This window comes from Polaromonas sp. C04, from assembly GCF_002002705.1.
Lineage (GTDB): Bacteria > Pseudomonadota > Gammaproteobacteria > Burkholderiales > Burkholderiaceae_C > Rhodoferax_A.
This window is the reverse complement of record NZ_MUNS01000040.1, coordinates 53,889-70,482: the sequence shown is the minus strand read 5'-3', so window position 1 is coordinate 70,482 and position 16,594 is coordinate 53,889. Positions and strand designations below refer to the sequence as shown.

The window sequence follows — 16,594 nt, the reverse complement described above, 5'->3', positions numbered from 1 at the left end:
TTACTTTTTCTAAATCCATTGGAGACAACTTAAATGACGACAATCACCAAAACTTTCGCGCATGCAGCCGTCTTACTGCTCGCCTTGGTTGCCACGCTTACCCTCTGCGGCGTCAAGGAGGCCGCAGCACAGGAGGCCTACCCCAGTCATCTGATTAAACTGGTCGTGCCATATCCTCCGGGCGGGGCGAACGACTCGCTGGCTCGAGCGCTGGCGCAGAAGATCGCGGTGAGTCTGAAGCAACCAGTGTTAGTCGAAAATCGTGCGGGTGCGGGTGGAATGGTAGGCACATCTTCAGTGGCAAAGGCGAACCCGGACGGGTATACGCTGTTGATCATCAATACCCTGCCTCACGCAGCGAGTGGCTCTTTGTACCAGAAACCACCTTTTGACCCTATCGCTGACTTTGCGCCCGTTTCGTTGCTAGCCAGCACGCCGTACGTATTTGCCGTCAATGCCGACAGCAAATACACGACGCTCCAAGACTTCATTGAGTACGCAAAACGCCACCCTGGAACATTGAACTACGCCTCGGGCGGGCAGGGTGGTGCGACCCATTTGACAATGGAACTCTTTAAGAGCGCCGCTCACATCGATATCACGCACATCCCTTACAAAGGTGGAGCCCCTGCGTTAACTGATCTGATGGCGGGACAGGTCGATGCCACGTTCGAGAACATCGTTGCATTGCTGCCCCTCTTCAAAAGTGGCAAGCTTCGCCCCTTAGCTATCTCGTCGACTAAACCTTCGAAAAGGTTGCCCAGTACTCCGACCGTGAGCTCAATATTGAAGACTAATTTTGACGTTCTTGGCCGGTTCGCGATCGTGGCACCTGCTGGTACGCCACCCGCCATAGTAAAACGGCTTAACACGGAAATAGTGGCGGCTGTCAAGTCTCCGGATCTCATCAATACCTTCTCCAAGCAAGGTGTAGATCCGGAATCATCTACGCCGGAAGAGCTGGCAGCCATCCTTAAGTCTGAAGTTGCACTTTGGGCCAAGGTGATCAACGACAAGGGCATTCGTCTTGACTGACAGACCTTATCCGTTGACCCCGCACGAGCTGGCGTTTGAAGCATGCGACGTGCTGGTGCTTGGAGCAGGCGTTGCAGCATATCAGGCAACGATTGCGGCGGCAAGAATCGGTGCCCGAGTCACGCTTGTCGGCCACGCCAAGGGGGCGTCCCCCTATATCCTGGGTTTCAATGTACCTTTGGGAACAGGAGTGGGGGACTCCGCGGCTCAGTTCGCCGCTGATACCGCCGAAGGCGGGTATCACCTCGGAAAGTCCGACTTGATTAATGTGTTGGCCCTGGAAGCAGAGCAGGCGTACACCGACCTCCGTGATCTTGGCGTGCCATTCGAGATGTTGGGCGGCGAACCCGCCCTGAGGCATCTGTCCGGCTCCAAGTTCCCTCGTTCAGTTTACGTAAGGGCAGGCACCGGGGCCGCGATTCACAAGGCACTCGTCAACCGCGCAGCTGAATTGGGTATCGAACGGCGTCTCGGCTTGAAGGTGTTATCACTCGTGCGCAGCGAGGATCGCGTCATAGGCGCAATTGCATTGAATCAACATACCGGAAAGCTGTCCGGCTTCGGAGCCTCAAGCACGGTTCTTGCGCTTGGTGGTATCGGTGGCCTGTATGGCGACTCGACCTATCCGTCAGATATTGTCGGTGACTCCTATGCCTTGGCGCTCGATGTGGGGGGTGGACTGGTTGACATGGAATTCGTGCAGTTTGAGCCGACGGTGGTTGCTGCGCCGACCTCGGTGCGTGGAATGGAGATGCCAACAGCAATGCTGGGCGATGGCGCCACCCTGGTCAACTCCCTTGGGGAGCGGTTCATGTGCAGGTACAACCCTGGAGCGTGTGAAAAGCAAATCGAGAAAGCTCGCATGGCGCTTTGCATCCAGAGTGAAATCGATGAAGGGCGTGGTACCGACGAAGGCGCCGTATGGTTCGATGCGACCCATCTGCGTGAAGATTGCCTGCGGAGCTACGTTACTCACTACCGGCGATTGGTCGGTGCGGGCATCGATCCCGCCAGGCAGGCCGTTCAGGTTAAGCCGGTGGCGCATAGCCTGATGGGAGGCGTCAAGATCGACGCACATTGCAGGTCTGGCGCTGCGGGGCTGTATGTCTGCGGGGAGGCGGCGGGCGGCGTACACGGGGCGAGTCGGATTGCCGGTAATGGGGCGTCGGACGCAATCATCTTCGGAAGAGTCGCAGGGCGTGAGGCGGCCACGGAGCATCACTCAGTGACTGCAGAGACGTTTCTGAACGCAACTCGGCCGCACTTGACAGCTTCGGCGGCTATCGATCCCGATCTGGTAGCCACTTATTTGACGGCCATCCGACGAGCCATGAGTGCCGGGGTTGGCATTCGAAGATCGAATGTCGGTCTGCAAAGCACAATCCAGGTTATTAGTGCAATTCACCGTGAAATCTCAACAGTATGGAATGGTTCGGTATTCAATCCTCTGGCACCTGCCCGCAGCGCAGCCATGGTTGGCCTAGCCATCGCGCACAGTGCGTTGCTGCGCCAGGAAAGCCGTGGCGCACACTTCCGAACGGATTTCCCAGAATTAAACGACTCTGAATGGCGACGGTCAATCGAGGTTCGACTTGTTGCCGAAGGCCGCCTGGTTACGTCTGTTCCCACATCCAACCTCTATGGAGCATATGAACAAGCGACCGCTTGAAGGACTCAAGGTCCTCGATCTCACCCGATTCCTCGCGGGGCCGTACTGCACGATGCTCCTGGGGGATCATGGCGCAGAAGTTTTAAAGGTGGAGCCACCTGACCAAGGCGATCCCACCCGAGTTCAAGGGCCGCCGTTCGCGGACGGGGAGGGTCTGACGTTTCTGGCAACAAACAGGAACAAGCACTCCGTGGTACTCGACTTAAAAAAAGAAGACGACCTGCGTTTGCTGCGCCGGTTAGCCGCGACCGCTGATGTTCTGGTGGAAAACTTTCGCCCAGGCGTTCTCAAGCGGTTTGACCTCGACTACGCGGCATTAAGAAGCGCCAACCCCAAGTTGATTTATGCATCAATCTCCGGGTTTGGCTCGGATGGGCCTATGGCTGAGCAGGGGGCGTTTGATCTAACGATTCAGGCGCTAGGAGGCTATATGAGCATTACCGGAGAGCCTGGTGGCCGCCCGGTGAAGCTGGGAACATCCGCAATCGACATGCTCGCCGGAATGAACCTCTATTCCGCGATTCTGGTGGCGCTCTTGGAGCGTGGCAGGACCGGCCTAGGGCAATGGGTCGAGACGAGCTTGTTAGAAAGCCAGGTTGCATTTCTCTCCAATGCAGCTTTCGAATATCTGTTGGGTTTTGGCACCCCAGGAAAGATGGGCTCGGAACACCCTCAATTGGTTCCCTACAAAGCGTTTGAAACGTCGGACGGATGGATTGTTATTGGTGCGGGCGTGCAAAATCTATTCGAAAAGCTGGTTTGCGCGCTTGGCCGAGAAGAATTGATCCAAGATCCAAGCTTTTCTACCCTCCCGGCCCGATTGCAGCATCGACAGCTAGTCAACGGCACGATTGAAGCGTTGACTCGCGCCCATCCCACTGATTGGCTGGTTCAGGTGCTGTCTGCTGCGGGAGTCCCGAGTGCGCCTGTAGCAACAATCGACCAGGTATTTCAGAATCCTCAGGTAATGCACCGACAAATGAAGGTCGAGTTCGAAGGTGCGGATACTGGCCGCAACGTGTCGCTGGGATCGGCCGTCAAATACTCCGGTTTCAAAATCACGGAAGGCTGGAGTCCTGCGCCAAGGCTTAACGAAGGCGGGCAAGATTTGATCCACTCATGGCTCAATGGTGCGTCGTAGCACGAAAGGGAATAATATGAACGACTGCTTGTTGGTTGAACGACAGAATGCTACGCTCCTCTTCACGATCAATCGGGCCGAGAAGCGAAACGCGTTATCGGGAGATGTAGCCGACGCGCTTCTGGAGGCGATTCAAGAAGCCGGCCTTGACCCCTCGGTTCGAAGCGTAGTCGTGCGCGGTGCAGGCAGCGCCGCATTTTCATCCGGAGCGGATCTTAAAGAGCGCGCAGCGGCAGATGCGAATCAAAAATGGCAACTTAGCCGCAAGCTTTTCAATATCAATCAAGCGATTCTTGCCAGTTCAAAAATATTTTATGCATCGATCAATGGATGGTGTCTCGGCGGTGGCCTCGAACTTGCCTTGGCTTGCGACTTTCGCATAGCAGATCCAACGTCCATTTTTGGCTGGCCGGAAACCCGGCTTGGCGCATACCCGGGAGCTGGTGCTGCAGTCATCCTGCCGCGTCTGATAGGTTTCCAAAAAGCCAAGGCTTTCCTCTTAAATACCGAAAACATAGACGCACAGCATGCCTTGGCGATTGGCTTGATAGATGCCCAATCCGAAGAAGGATGCGCTTCCACTATGTGTGTCGAGCGCGCCAAAGGTCTTGCGCTGATAGCACCTTTGGCCCAGGCCGCAATCAAGGCAAGCATTCGGAGCACCGCTGGCCTGTCGCTGGATGAAGCCTTCAGGGTTGATGGTGAGTTTCGCAAACCGCTGGAGGCAACACTCGACTATCAGGAGGGGATCAAGGCTTTCTTTGAGAAGCGGCAGCCCAATTTTGTAGGTGGCTAAGCTCTTCGAAGAGCGGTAAAAAGGCTTGGCCTCCAGGCAGCCGATATCATCCATCTTTGAAAGATAGCTTTAGAGGACTATAAATTGGCAGGACGTAAACCGATCAGCGCGAATCTTGAACTTGCGAAGCGGGTTAATGTTGTCATTCCGCTTCCGCTCGAGCCGGGTCAACGCATCAGACTCAGCGATCAACTTTACCGCCAAATCTTCGATCAGATTGCTTCGGGAAGTTTAAATGTCGGGGATCAGCTTCCCTCCGAAAACGATATTTCGGCAAGGTTTGGGGTCTCCCGACCTGTCGTGCGCGAGGCATTGCAGCGGCTTCGTGCAGATGGCTTGGTGACTGCGCAGAAGGGACTAGGCTCCTTTGTCAGCAACCAGCCAGCCAATCGCGTTCAGAACTTTGCCGGAGCTGAAAACGTTGCCTCTTATCTGCGCTGCCATGAGGTACGCATCGCTCTTGAAGGGGACGCGGCCAGGCTAGCGGCACAGCGATTGACCACTGAACAAATGGCCGCGATCGATGCCGCGCACGCACGTTTTGCCGAGGGTGTGTCGAATGGCCTCATGAGCGTTGAAGACGACCTGGCATTTCACAAGGCCGTAGCCCAGGCGACAGGTAACGATTTCTATTTGAGCGTGCTTGAGAGTATCCACGAGGCCTTGAGCGGCTTCATGAGATTGACTATCAGCCTAACTCGGACCGGCTCTGTCAGACGCGCTCAAAAGGTCTTGGAGGAGCATTCCGCCATCGTCGAGGCGATTCGCACCCGAGATGGGGAGCGAGCCCGGGTAGCCATGCAGTTCCATCTGGACCAAGCCCGACAACGCCTTATCAATCGCAATCAGGACCGGTAGCGCATCTCTGTATTCGAAATATTCTAGGCGAGTCTCTAGGTCGCGTCGGAGAACGATGTCGCGAAGCGCCCTGGAATGCGCGCTGCGCCCGTGCGGTGTAGGAGCCCCATGTTTCTAGGCATTTGGGGCGCGGACGCCTGGAGCGATTTTTAAGTGGTGATCTTGCCCTCGAAAAACGTACTCCGTAGCTGATGTGAAAATTCAGCGATTGGAGAGGAGGAATGAGCAAGAGAAAAGACGGACAAGCGCGGGGGAAGTACACCCTGGAATTCAAGCTTGAGGCGGTTCGGCTGGTCAAAGGCGGGTAGGCGGTACCTGTGACGGCCAAGGTACTGGGCGTGCGGGTGCAAACCTTGGGCAACTGACTGTCTGGACAACGCGCCCACTGAGAGTCTGCGGGGTCGCCTGAGAGTCGGAGGGCTGTATGGCAGGAGGTTTGCCACACGACGCGAGGCCATGGACGAGGTGATTTCCCGCATCACTTTCGACAACCGCAAAAGATCGCACTCGACGCTGGGCTACGTCAATTTGAGACGCGCATTTGCTCCAGTACGGCATCGCGCTTGCGCTGCAGATGCTCGATCAAAAGTTGCCGCAGCGCTGTCCCATCACGAGCTTCCAGTGCCTGCAGCATGGCAGCATGTTCGCCAAGTGCCCGCGCCCACTTGGTCTCGTCCTGATTGGAACGAAATCGAAATGCATGCATTCGCGCATTCAACTGCTGCCATGTGTTGCGCAGCACCGGATTGCGCGCCGCCTCGCTGATCGCATCATGAATGCGCGCGTTGAGCCGGTAATAGCCTGGCAGGTCGCGGCGCTCAAACGCGGCTTGCATCTCGAGCTGGAGCGCGCGCATCTCGGCCAACTCACCGTCGGTAATGTGAGTGGCGGCGCGCTCGGCGGCCATCCCCTCCAGCACACCCAGAACATCAAAGGTGTGTTTCACATCTTCGGCCGACAGGGTCGGCGCGAAGGCGCCCCGTCCCGGATCCAGGGACACGAGGCCTTCGGCGGCAAGCAGGCGGACAGCCTCGCGCAAGGGGGTGCGAGAGACCCCAAGCTGCTCACAAAGATCCCGCTCATTGAGCTTGCTGCCCGGTGCGATGGTGCCGTGGATCAACAACTCACGCAGCCGAACGGCAACCCGCTGCTGCAAATTGTCTCGAGCCACCTCAAGGCCCGCGGTGATGGTTTTTTCCATATCTGTATTTTGTATATATAGGGTTATTCCTAACGAAATTTTATTGTACTTCTCTTGAAGATTGTTATTATTGCGTTTTGTATATTGTATATTGCACTGTCGCAGCTGACTCTTGGAACACGAATGCAAAACCTTAACTTTCATCCTTCGGGTCGTCACTTTCTGCAGATCCCGGGGCCGAGCCCCGTCCCGGATCGGATCCTGCGCGCCATCAGCTTTCCGACGATCGATCACCGTGGTCCCGAGTTTGGTGCCTTGGGGCGCCAGGTGCTCAGCGGTATCGGCAAGATCTTCAAAACCCAGCACCCCGTTGTGATCTATCCCTCCTCAGGTACCGGCGCCTGGGAGGCCGCTCTGGTCAATACCTTGAGTCCCGGCGACGCCGTGCTGATGTACGAAACGGGTCACTTTGCTTCATTGTGGAAAAAGATGGCCGAGCGCCTCGGTTTGGAGCCTGAGTTCCTGGGACTTGCGGGCATGGAGGGCTGGCGTCACGGTGTGCAGGCTGATGCGATCGAGCGTCGGCTCAAAGCCGACGGCGGCCATCGCATCAAGGCCGTTTGCGTCGTACACAACGAAACATCCACCGGTGTCACTTCAGACATTGCCGCAGTACGCCGTGCGATTGACGCGGCCAAGCACCCGGCGTTGTTCATGGTCGACACGATCTCGGGTTTGGCGTCAGCCGACTACCGGCATGATGAATGGGGCGTGGACGTGACCGTCAGCGGCTCGCAGAAGGGGCTGATGCTGCCTCCGGGGATCAGCTTTAATGCACTGTCCCCGAAAGCGCTAGCTGCGAGCAAGACCGCAAAGCTTCCAAAGGCCTTCTGGGCCTGGGACGAGATCGTGGAAATGAACCGCAACGGCTACTGGCCCTACACACCAAGTACCAACCTGCTGTATGGTCTCGCCGAATCCATCGACATGATTCTCGAGGAGGGTTTGGACGACGTCTTCGCGCGTCACCAGCGGCTCGGTGAAGCTTGCCGCCAAGCTGTACGCGCCTGGGGCTTTGAGATTCAGTGTGCCGATGAGGCATTCCACTCGCCAGTATTGACGGGAGTCATGATGCCCGAAGGCGTCGACGCGGATGCAGTGCGCCGCGCGATTTATGAGCACTTCAACATGTCTTTGGGTGCCGGCTTAGGTAAGGTCAAAGGCCGGATGTTCCGCATTGGCCATCTGGGCGACTGCAATGATCTCACCTTGATGGCCACTTTGAGTGGTTGTGAAATGGGGCTCCAGATGGCTGGCGCCCCAGTGCGCGGTAGCGGCGTGCGCGCGGCGATTGAGTATCTGCAATCGACTGCCCGGCCGGTTGCACGGCATCCGGCCCTCTAAATTCACACGCCTTACAACGTCACTACCCAGGCCATGATCTCTAAAGCCAGCAATGCGGGAATCGCCAATGGGAGCGCAACATGCAATTCCTCCCAGCACAGCGCTAACCAGGCGCAGGGCCGCACTTCCCCGGCCACCCGCGCAATTCGGCTTCAAACGGGCTCGTTTTCTGTGCTCGAAGCCTGTCAAAAGGCAGTGATCGCCACACAAGCGTGGGGCACATGAAATCCCGTTCAAATCGGACAGGCCTTGAGAAATCAGCTTGCCCTGTCTCGTCGTGAAACCTTTTTTAGGAGCAACGGAAATGAATCAAACGATCTCTCGCCGATATGCGAAATTGCAGCGGCACGCCAAATACCTTGTTGCCGGCTTAATTTGTGCCAGCACGGTTGCCTACGCAGCGTGGGAGCCAACGAAGCCGATAACTTTCATCGTTACCGGAGGGGCCGGGGGTGGTGCAGACCAAATGGCGCGCGAAATTCAGGGGATCGCGTCCAAGCACCATTTCACGAATAAGCCAATCATCGTAATAATCGAAAACGGCGGTGGTGGCGGTCAGGGGTTTATCGATTTGAAAGACAGCTCCGGTGACGCGAATAAGATCATGATTGCGCTTTCGAATCTCTACACCGTTCCTCTTACAACTAACCTACCATTCAACTGGCGGGATGTCACGCCGGTCGCACTCCTTGCACGCGATGAATTCGTCCTGTGGGTAAATTCAAAAACGCCTTACAAAACCGCACCTGATTACATCAAAGCTGTCAAAGCAACAGCGCCTAAGACATTCAAAATGGGCGGCGCGGGTGCAAAGCGAGAAGATGAGATTGTCACCAAAATCATCGAGGCTGCCGCAGGGGTGAAATTCACCTTCATTCCCTACAAAGGGGGCGGAGAGATTTCTACTCAGCTGGTCGGAGGGCACATTGATTCAGATGTAAACAACCCGATCGAGCATATCGCTACATGGCGGTCCGGAGATGCGCGTCCGCTTTGCGTGTTGGACAGCAGCCGAATGCCTTTCAAGGAGCCAGTTGCGAATGGCATGTCTTGGTCCGATATTCCAACTTGTCGAGAGGTTGGCATAAATGCAGAATATCTTATGCTGCGAGGTATCTTTATGCCGAAAGCTGTAACGCCTGAGCAAATTGATTACTACGTCGGTCTTCTGAAGAAGATCAGGGAGACGCCCGAATGGAAAGATTTCATGAACCGAGGAGCATACAAAGATGATTTTCTCGTGAAAGAAGAGTTTTCCAAATTCTTGGAGCAAGACGAAAAGAGCAATCATGAAGTTATGCAGAAATCCGGGCTAATTTCCAAATAATGGTGGAAATATTGGGGCTCAGAAAGATCACGGTAGTATGACGAAACCATCCCAATGCAAGATAGTTCCGCCGATGTGTAGAGGTACAAAAACATGAGCACGAATCAGGAAGAAACCAAAAACACTCATAGCCAATCGGCCTCCGGCTGGATGGCGGACGCGGTGGTTGCTGTTGTTATATTTCTCATCGGTGTGGCGATAATGGTCGATAGCCATCGAATAGGCGCTGGATGGCTTGATGGCAATCTGCAGGCCGGATATTTTCCATTTCGCATTGGCGCAATTCTCTGCCTCGCCAGTGCCGTCATCTTTTTCTCGGCATTTTTTGGCGGCAATAGAAATGTTAAGCCTTTTGTTGAGCCAAAGCAATTGAAATCAGTTTTGACAATTTTTATTCCAAGCTTGCTGTATATTTTTGGAATTGAGTTCGTCGGAATTTATGTTGCATCCATGATTTTCATTGCTGGATTTATGCGTATCAGCAAGCATACCAGCTGGTGGAGGGCCATTCCGGTTAGCGTTGGCTTTAGCCTGGCGCTCTTCATTTTATTCGAGATCGTGTTTCTCGTGCCATTACCGAAAGGTCCAATTGAGTCTTTGTTTGGTTATTAAGGCGTGATCAAAAGGAAGAATAATCATCATGGATCAAATTAATTCGCTCCTTCATGGATTTTCGGTTGTCCTGACTTGGTACGGCCTCGGAATCATGTTGATTGGGATTCTCTTGGGAATCCTGGTTGGCGTGTTGCCGGGTCTCGGAGGGCCCAATGGCGTTGCAATCCTGATGCCTCTTACATTTACGATGTCTCCGACCTCCGGAATCATCATGCTTTCCTGCATATACTGGGGAGCGCTATTCGGGGGGGCCATTACTGCGACTCTTTTCAATATACCTGGAGAGCCGTCTTCGGTGACTACCACTTTTGACGGATATCCACTGGCGCAGCAAGGGCGGGCTGCGGAGTCTCTCACAATGTCTTTTACGGGGGCGTTCATCGGTGCCCTGGTCGGCGTATTACTAATCACATTTCTGGCGCCACTTCTTGCGAAATTTGCACTGCGGTTCGGGCCGCCGGAGTTTTTCGCCGTCTACCTCCTGACCTTCTGCAGTTTTGTCGGCATGAACAGCGGGGGAGTTGCCAAAACTGTCGTCGCCATGATGCTCGGCTTCGGCTTGGCGGCGGTGGGCATGGATTCCATGAGCGGCGAAGTTCGCCTCACCTTTGGTATCACATCGCTGACGCAGGGCGTTGATTTCCTTGTCGCGGTAATCGGACTATTTGGGATCGGTGAGATTTTGCTTACGGTAGAGAAGGGCATGGATTTCCAGGGGAAAAATGCGAACATGAGTCTTAAGGTGATTTTGAAAACTTGGGCCACACTTCCTCGCTACTGGGCTACGCTGTTGCGAAGCGCGGCCGTTGGCTGCTGGATGGGGATTACCCCTGGCGGCGCAACCGCTGCGTCGTTCATGAGCTACGGGCTGGCAGAGCGGCTTTCATCCGAGCCAGAGAAATTCGGAACTGGCCAAATGGAAGGCGTCATTGCGCCTGAGACCGCGGCCCACGCATCTGGCACGTGCGCGCTGATGCCCATGCTCGCATTGGGCATCCCCGGCTCTGCGACGGCGGCCGTCTTGCTCGGTGGATTGATGATATGGGGTCTGGAGCCGGGTCCTATGCTTTTTGTCGAGCAAAAAGACTTCGTATGGGGGTTAATAGCGAGTATATATTTGGGTAATGTGGCAGGTCTAATCATCGTTCTCTGTACCGTCCCCTTATTTGCATCGATCTTGCGGATTCCATTTTCCATCATTGCCCCCATAATCGTTGTGATTTGCTCGGCCGGCGCTTACACGATTCACCACTCGATGCTCGATGTCTGGCTTATGCTGCTATTCGGTGTTGTCGGCTACTTCTTCAAGAAACTCAGATACCCAATGGCCCCCCTTGTGCTCGCACTTGTACTGGGTGCTAGGGCCGAGGATGCCTTTCGCCAGACAATGCTCGCATCCAGCGGAAGCCTCAATATATTTTGGTCAAACTCTCTTGTGGGAAGCATAACCACCTTGGCGCTCGTGCTATTGCTTTGGCCATTGCTTATATCGCTTTGGAGGAAGAGAAAAAAATGGCCGAAACGAGTGAAGGCGCAACGCGTATGAATCAAACGAAGTAAATTAATTGGAAACTCTCATGTTCAAAACTACCATTTATCACAACACTAGCTGTGGAACCTCGCGAAACACACTCTCTCTCATTCGTGATCATGGCATCGAGCCAGAAATTATCGAATACATGAAGACACTTTTTACGAAAGAAAGGCTTCAGGAGTTGCTCCGTTCAATGCGCCTCTCTGCACGGGATTTGCTCCGGACAAACGAAGAAGCCTACAGGACGCTTGATTTGGCAAGCGAGAGATGGTCCGATGATGAGTTGGTCGATTTCATGATCAGTGATCCGAGCTTGATCAATCGGCCCATCGTCACAACGTCGGTGGGAACAAGACTATGTAGGCCACCCGAAACGGTTCTGGAGATTTTGAAATAAAAACTCGAATATCGCCTACTGGGCCATATTTCGATCAAACGCGAAAGCCTCTTGGAAAATCATCGTCGGTTGGGAGTTTTGAGCCCAACCGACCTATCAAAAGTAAATCACGGAGATGTCACATGACTGCAATCATTCGCCCAAAGGAAGCGTATCACCAACAAACGGCAAGAAACATGGAGAAATTTCTCTATGTGCCCGATTGGACTGTTCAGCAGAAACTTGCGCTGACCTGCCGAATCTTGGCTGCTGAGGGGCATGAGTCCGCGCTGGCCGGCCAGATTACTGTGCGCGGCGAAAGACCTGGAACCTACTGGATGCTGAGCTTCGGCCTAGGTTTCGACGAGGCAATGGCGAGTAATGTCGTTCTCGTCGACGATGACCTGAACATCCTCGAGGGCGACGGCATGGTGAATCCGTCGAACCGGTTTCATCTCTGGGTCTATCGCCATCGCCCCAACGTGAATGCGATTGTCCATACACATCCGCCCTATGTTTCGGCATTGTCTCTGATAGGTGAGCCCTTGGTAGCCGCGCATATGGATACCAGCATGTTTTTTGATGACTGTGCGTATCTGGCGGAATGGCCTGGTGCGCCGATCGGGGATGAGGAGGGTCGCATCATTCACGAAGCATTGGGGGACAAGCGTGCAATCTTGCTGGCCCACCATGGTCAACTGGTGGCTGCTGCATCCATAGAGGAAAGTTGCGTGCTGGGTGTATTTATCGAACGTGCTGCTCGCATGCAGGTATTGGCTCGCTCGATCGGTGAAATCAAGCCCATCAACGCCGATCATGCGCGCGAAGCGCATGACTATCGGTTGAAACCCAAGGCCATCGCCGGCACTTTTCATTACTTCGCCCGGCGCATCCTGAAGCAGGATGATGAGGCTTTGCGCTGATTTGGTTGGAGTCTAAACCACTGTGAGGCCTTGACCAGCTGCAGCTTGGTGCGCGCCTGCTTGAGATCGGTGTTGGCCGTCTCGTCGGGGTCAGCTCCGGGCTGTAGCTGGGCAGATAGAAGACTTCGATCTCGGTCTTGTGCTCGGCCAGCCAGGCCTTCACGGGCTTGCTATGGTGCACGCGAAGGTTGTCCAGGATCAGGTAGATCTTGCGCCCGGCGTTCTTGATCAGCCGGCGCAGGAATTCAATCAGGATGTCCCAGTCCAGCGTACCGTCGAAGATTTTCCAGCGCATCTGCCCCTTGTTGGTGACGGCGGAGACGGTCCGTCTCGGCCGCGTGCGCTGTGCGCTAGCGTAGCCCTTGCTTATGGATGCGCGCGGCGGCAGCCCGAATGAGACCAGAGCGATGGACCGTGAGATGGCGCGCCAGTGCCGCCTGAATCTCCCTGTGGGCGGCCGCCAACGCGGTGCCACGTTGTGTGGCGCCAAACTGCCGATTGAGCCAGCCCAAAATTTGCACCGCTTTGGCCTGAGACGCCCGTGATGGCTCCGCGTTGTTAATTCCCAGGTGCTGCGCAATCGTAAATCCCATCCCCACCGCCCCCGCAGACCCAGCTGAGTCTTTCCCGGTGGCGGCTTCGCCCATCGCAAACTCAATCAAGGTCTCTTCACCTGTCGCGGTGGCGGTCAATCGGATGTACAGAGCATCCAGCGCCAAGGCGCGATAAAAGTAGGCCGGGTCGTCAACACAGTTGCCAAGCTCGCTCGCCGCGCGCGCAAAGTCGTCGGCACAGGTGAGCGCGCTGACACGCCACGCCGCATCATTCCAGGCGTCGAGCTCCGACGGCGTGATGAACTGCACCGTTTGCCCATGACCCATCCCAACGCCATGGGTGTGCGCAATGCCGGCCACCAACGCGGGAGCCACCGCGAGCATGGCCGTGCACAGTTGCAGCGACTCTGGCAGCGTACAGCGCCAATGCCGCACATATGCGGCGCGTCGGGCCACCGACAGGCGGCACAACTGCAAGTGGATGCTGCGCGTGGCCTCGAACGGCAACGCGAGCAGCCATTCCTCAAAGAGTTCATCGGATGTGGGTCCAGAAGATCTCCAGTCCACCTCGTTACCTGTGTCCGGCTCGTCGGCCTCACCCCAGCCCTGCAGGAGCGGAACAAGATCGATTTCATCCTCGAGATCCTCCTCATTCGTCGAGAGCCAATCGAGCGCGTCGTCGGGCGTCGGCGGAGTGGACCCATTCGGATGGAGTCGCTGATGCTGCAGGGCGAACCGTGCCCAGGTTCGATGCACGGCCTGGCGGTGAACCCGTGTGGTGACCGGACCCAAGGCCCGGCACAACCCCGCGGGGAACAGGAACGACAGCGAATCGAGCATGCGCTGGTCGTACGCTGCGGCCAGCGCCAGCACACCATTGAACGTGGTGGGGCGAGCCTGCGGTGGCAGTGGCGCGATGTGCCGTATCAATATCGCAAAACGCTCGGCACTGACCTCGCGCGCTCCCACCACGCGGTTCAGGTAGCGAATCTCGCCATGGCCTAAGCCAAAGCCCTGCCTGATCACGGCGCGCAGTGGCTCGCGCAGGTCTATGGCCTCCAGCAGCCGATCGGTGCACGCTCCGCGATGACATACGGCGTGTGCCACAAAAGTCGGCTCCAAACGCAGAGCCGCGCAGCGGGTGCTTCTCAAAATCTTGGTGGCGCACAGCCAGTTATAAACCGCGATGGAACGCGAACCGACCGAGCGCAGCAAGTGGACGGCGTGCGGATCGGCGTAGGCACCATGCGCCGCCAAAATTTGCGTCATGGCCAGGTGAATGCCGTGTGCCTGCCAGCGGGCCAGAAGGGCTTTGATACGAGGCGCCCCGTGCGCGGCTTGTAGCGCCCGAGCCCACTGCCGGTCCAGATGTTGGCGCAGCAGCCGTTGATCGGCGCTGCCAAGCGGCCTGGCCCGCTCCATCAACGATGCTTCGAGCAGATTCCAGTCGGGCAACGGGTCAGTGCCTCTAAGGTTGTGGCCTGACAGAATCGAGAATTCTCCGGTCCATTGAACGCCCACCAGGACCTGTTCGCTATCGCTCACGGGAAATAACGAGATGGCTCTGAACGCGCCATGCCGAAACTCCTGCAGCCAAGCCAAGGGGCGCTGAATACGACCCAGCTGTTGCGCGCCGGCACGCTGGAGCGAACGCGCGGCAACGAAGTGACTCAAGATGCCGGCAAGGGTCCAAACAGTGGGTGCACCGGCGGCACCGATAGCCGTGACGTTGCCAAACCCCCCAACGGGGGCGATAGGTGGATTCTTCATATCGGTGACTGGAAGGACTACAGAACCGACTTGAGCGCGTTCTGCTCGAACAGCCCGAGGCCCCGGATGTAGCGCCGCACCATGTGCTCGGACTTGTGACCGGTTTGCCGTTGGATGGCCCAGGTAGGCACACCCGCCTTGGCGGCACTGGTCACCAGACCCGCCCTCAGGCTGTGCGCCGAGAACCCTTGTGTGCATAACCCCACGGCCTGCATGCGCTGGGTCAAGATCCAGCCGACCGCCGCGTCGCACAGTCCGCCGCCAGGATGGCCATAGCGGTCGATGCGCCGAAACAGCGGGGAGCTTGGAGCGCCACCCTGCGCCGGGCAGGTGTCAAGATGGCGAGTGGCCTTGATCCACTCCCTCAGCGCGCGCACCGGGCACAGAGGCGGCGTGCCAAACGGCACGGCAATATGGCGCCCAACCCCATTCGGGTCCGTCTTGCCGGCGCGCAGGTGCAACACCGCACCACGCCGTGTGAACGAGACGCTGCCGGTGGTCAGAGCGGCCAGCTCCGAGCGCCGAAACCCACCCGCAAAACCCACCAGGAGCAGCGCGCGGTCGCGCAGGTTGCGCAGCGCCGAATACGTAGGCACCGGCCTGACCAGCTTGCGCAGCATGGCCACGGTGATCGGGTTCGCCTGTTTCTGCGCCGTGCCATGCACTCGGCGGATTCCGCGCAGCGTGGCCCGCACGAGGGGCGCACTCGTGGGCGACTCGAAGCCCCCCACCACATGCCCGCGCGCAATGGCCGCCAGGTGCCGCAACAGCGTGCTGACCTTGAGCGAGCCCGCGAATGCCGCCACATAGCGCGCCACCGTGTGGGCGGAGCAGGGGACTGTGCCACCCCATGCCTTGAAATGCGCGAGATCCGAGGCATAGCCGCGCTGCGTGCTGACGGACAGACCACAACCCACATACGCATCGACCGCGGCCAGCTGTTTCGAGCGTGGGGCGCGCAAAAGGCCGTGCCGCATCCTTGTCGAGCGTTGACGGGCGGGGCGCATTCAATACTCCTCGGGCAGCAAAAACGTGGTGGCGCTGCGATCGGCCTCGGTGATGAGCCAGATGGGGTGCTGCACTGGTCCAGTACAGGACTGGTCCATGTCGGCCACAACAGCGGCAACCAAGGGAAGCTTGTAGACCGACATCAGTCGGAATCCGGCCTGCAAGGACAGGTCGTTCTCCTGTGCGTCTTCGGCGCCAATATCACCCCAGTCCCCCGTCACATGACGCATCAGCAGCACCTCGGGGATGGTGGCGGTGCGCCGCAGCAGCTCGAGTGCGCCTGGGGTGGCGACGATGCGCCCGAGCAGGAACAACTGCTCGCGACGCGGGGAGGTCGGATTAGGGGTGGATGGAGTGACCGATTTTGGTCGTCTGGCGCCCGACGCCACGGCGCCCATTGCATCCATGCACCGCCCGCGCAATCGGACATTCGCACGCATGCT

At 56.9% G+C, this 16,594-nt stretch carries 15 protein-coding genes and 2 pseudogenes; 12 read left to right on the top strand and 5 right to left on the bottom strand.

Annotated features, from left to right (window positions below; translation table 11 throughout):
• Positions 1-33 precede the first annotated feature (33 nt).
• The 6 genes and pseudogenes from B0E49_RS16260 to B0E49_RS20940 all read left to right on the top strand — a co-directional run.
• Complete coding sequence (locus B0E49_RS16260) at positions 34-1,035, top strand: Bug family tripartite tricarboxylate transporter substrate binding protein (protein WP_077563350.1); 1,002 nt, start codon at positions 34-36, stop codon at positions 1,033-1,035.
• Positions 1,028-2,704, top strand: a complete 1,677-nt coding sequence (locus B0E49_RS16255; RefSeq protein ID WP_077563348.1) for an FAD-binding protein — start codon at positions 1,028-1,030, stop codon at positions 2,702-2,704. Before B0E49_RS16260 ends, B0E49_RS16255 begins: the two co-directional genes overlap by 8 nt.
• Positions 2,685-3,845, top strand: coding sequence for a CaiB/BaiF CoA transferase family protein (locus B0E49_RS16250; RefSeq protein ID WP_077563403.1), 1,161 nt, complete (start codon positions 2,685-2,687; stop codon positions 3,843-3,845). The genes B0E49_RS16255 and B0E49_RS16250 overlap by 20 nt, the downstream gene beginning before the upstream one ends.
• 16 nt (positions 3,846-3,861) lie before the next feature.
• Positions 3,862-4,641, top strand: a complete 780-nt coding sequence (locus B0E49_RS16245) for an enoyl-CoA hydratase/isomerase family protein (protein WP_168175071.1) — start codon at positions 3,862-3,864, stop codon at positions 4,639-4,641.
• A gap of 102 nt (positions 4,642-4,743) precedes the next feature.
• On the top strand, positions 4,744-5,499 hold the full coding sequence (locus tag B0E49_RS16240; RefSeq protein ID WP_168175079.1) for a FadR/GntR family transcriptional regulator: 756 nt from the start codon (positions 4,744-4,746) through the stop codon (positions 5,497-5,499).
• 363 nt (positions 5,500-5,862) lie between these two features.
• Positions 5,863-6,027, top strand: a pseudogene (locus B0E49_RS20940) (IS3 family transposase); the annotation flags it as partial.
• On the opposite strand, the gene B0E49_RS16235 reads toward B0E49_RS20940, so the two are convergent.
• Complete coding sequence (locus B0E49_RS16235; protein ID WP_077563344.1) at positions 6,023-6,700, bottom strand: GntR family transcriptional regulator; 678 nt, start codon at positions 6,698-6,700, stop codon at positions 6,023-6,025. The pseudogene B0E49_RS20940 and the gene B0E49_RS16235 sit on opposite strands and share 5 nt — an antisense overlap.
• Positions 6,701-6,823: 123 nt before the next feature.
• On the opposite strand from B0E49_RS16235, the gene B0E49_RS16230 reads away from it, so the two are divergent.
• From B0E49_RS16230 to B0E49_RS16205, 6 genes are all read left to right on the top strand, one after another.
• Positions 6,824-8,044, top strand: a complete 1,221-nt coding sequence (locus tag B0E49_RS16230) for a pyridoxal-phosphate-dependent aminotransferase family protein (protein ID WP_077563343.1) — start codon at positions 6,824-6,826, stop codon at positions 8,042-8,044.
• A gap of 304 nt (positions 8,045-8,348) precedes the next feature.
• Positions 8,349-9,371 carry a Bug family tripartite tricarboxylate transporter substrate binding protein gene (locus tag B0E49_RS16225; RefSeq protein ID WP_077563341.1) on the top strand — a complete coding sequence of 341 codons (1,023 nt, stop codon included), beginning with the start codon at positions 8,349-8,351 and terminating at the stop codon, positions 9,369-9,371.
• A 93-nt stretch (positions 9,372-9,464) separates the two neighbouring features.
• Entirely contained in the window at positions 9,465-9,983 is a 519-nt protein-coding gene (locus B0E49_RS16220; RefSeq protein WP_217349254.1) for a tripartite tricarboxylate transporter TctB family protein, read from the top strand.
• Between the two features lie 28 nt (positions 9,984-10,011).
• Positions 10,012-11,532 (top strand): tripartite tricarboxylate transporter permease, encoded by a 1,521-nt coding sequence (locus tag B0E49_RS16215; RefSeq protein WP_077563340.1) that lies wholly within the window; start codon positions 10,012-10,014, stop codon positions 11,530-11,532.
• Positions 11,533-11,563: 31 nt separating this feature from the next.
• Entirely contained in the window at positions 11,564-11,917 is a 354-nt protein-coding gene (arsC, locus tag B0E49_RS16210) for an arsenate reductase (glutaredoxin) (protein WP_077563339.1), read from the top strand.
• A 122-nt stretch (positions 11,918-12,039) separates the two neighbouring features.
• On the top strand, positions 12,040-12,819 hold the full coding sequence (locus tag B0E49_RS16205; RefSeq protein WP_077563337.1) for an aldolase: 780 nt from the start codon (positions 12,040-12,042) through the stop codon (positions 12,817-12,819).
• 23 nt (positions 12,820-12,842) lie between these two features.
• Here the strand turns inward: B0E49_RS16205 and B0E49_RS16200 are convergent.
• From B0E49_RS16200 to B0E49_RS16185, 4 genes and pseudogenes are all read right to left on the bottom strand, one after another.
• A pseudogene (locus B0E49_RS16200) lies at positions 12,843-13,198 on the bottom strand (transposase); the annotation flags it as partial.
• Positions 13,170-15,143 carry a hypothetical protein gene (locus B0E49_RS16195; protein ID WP_077563335.1) on the bottom strand — a complete coding sequence of 658 codons (1,974 nt, stop codon included), beginning with the start codon at positions 15,141-15,143 and terminating at the stop codon, positions 13,170-13,172. The pseudogene B0E49_RS16200 and the gene B0E49_RS16195, both read right to left, overlap by 29 nt.
• A gap of 17 nt (positions 15,144-15,160) precedes the next feature.
• The gene (locus B0E49_RS16190) at positions 15,161-16,150 is read right to left on the bottom strand and encodes a site-specific integrase (protein ID WP_077563333.1); all 990 of its coding nucleotides are present in this window, start codon (positions 16,148-16,150) and stop codon (positions 15,161-15,163) included.
• The gene (locus B0E49_RS16185; RefSeq protein WP_286138065.1) at positions 16,151-16,591 is read right to left on the bottom strand and encodes a hypothetical protein; all 441 of its coding nucleotides are present in this window, start codon (positions 16,589-16,591) and stop codon (positions 16,151-16,153) included.
• Positions 16,592-16,594: the final 3 nt, after the last annotated feature.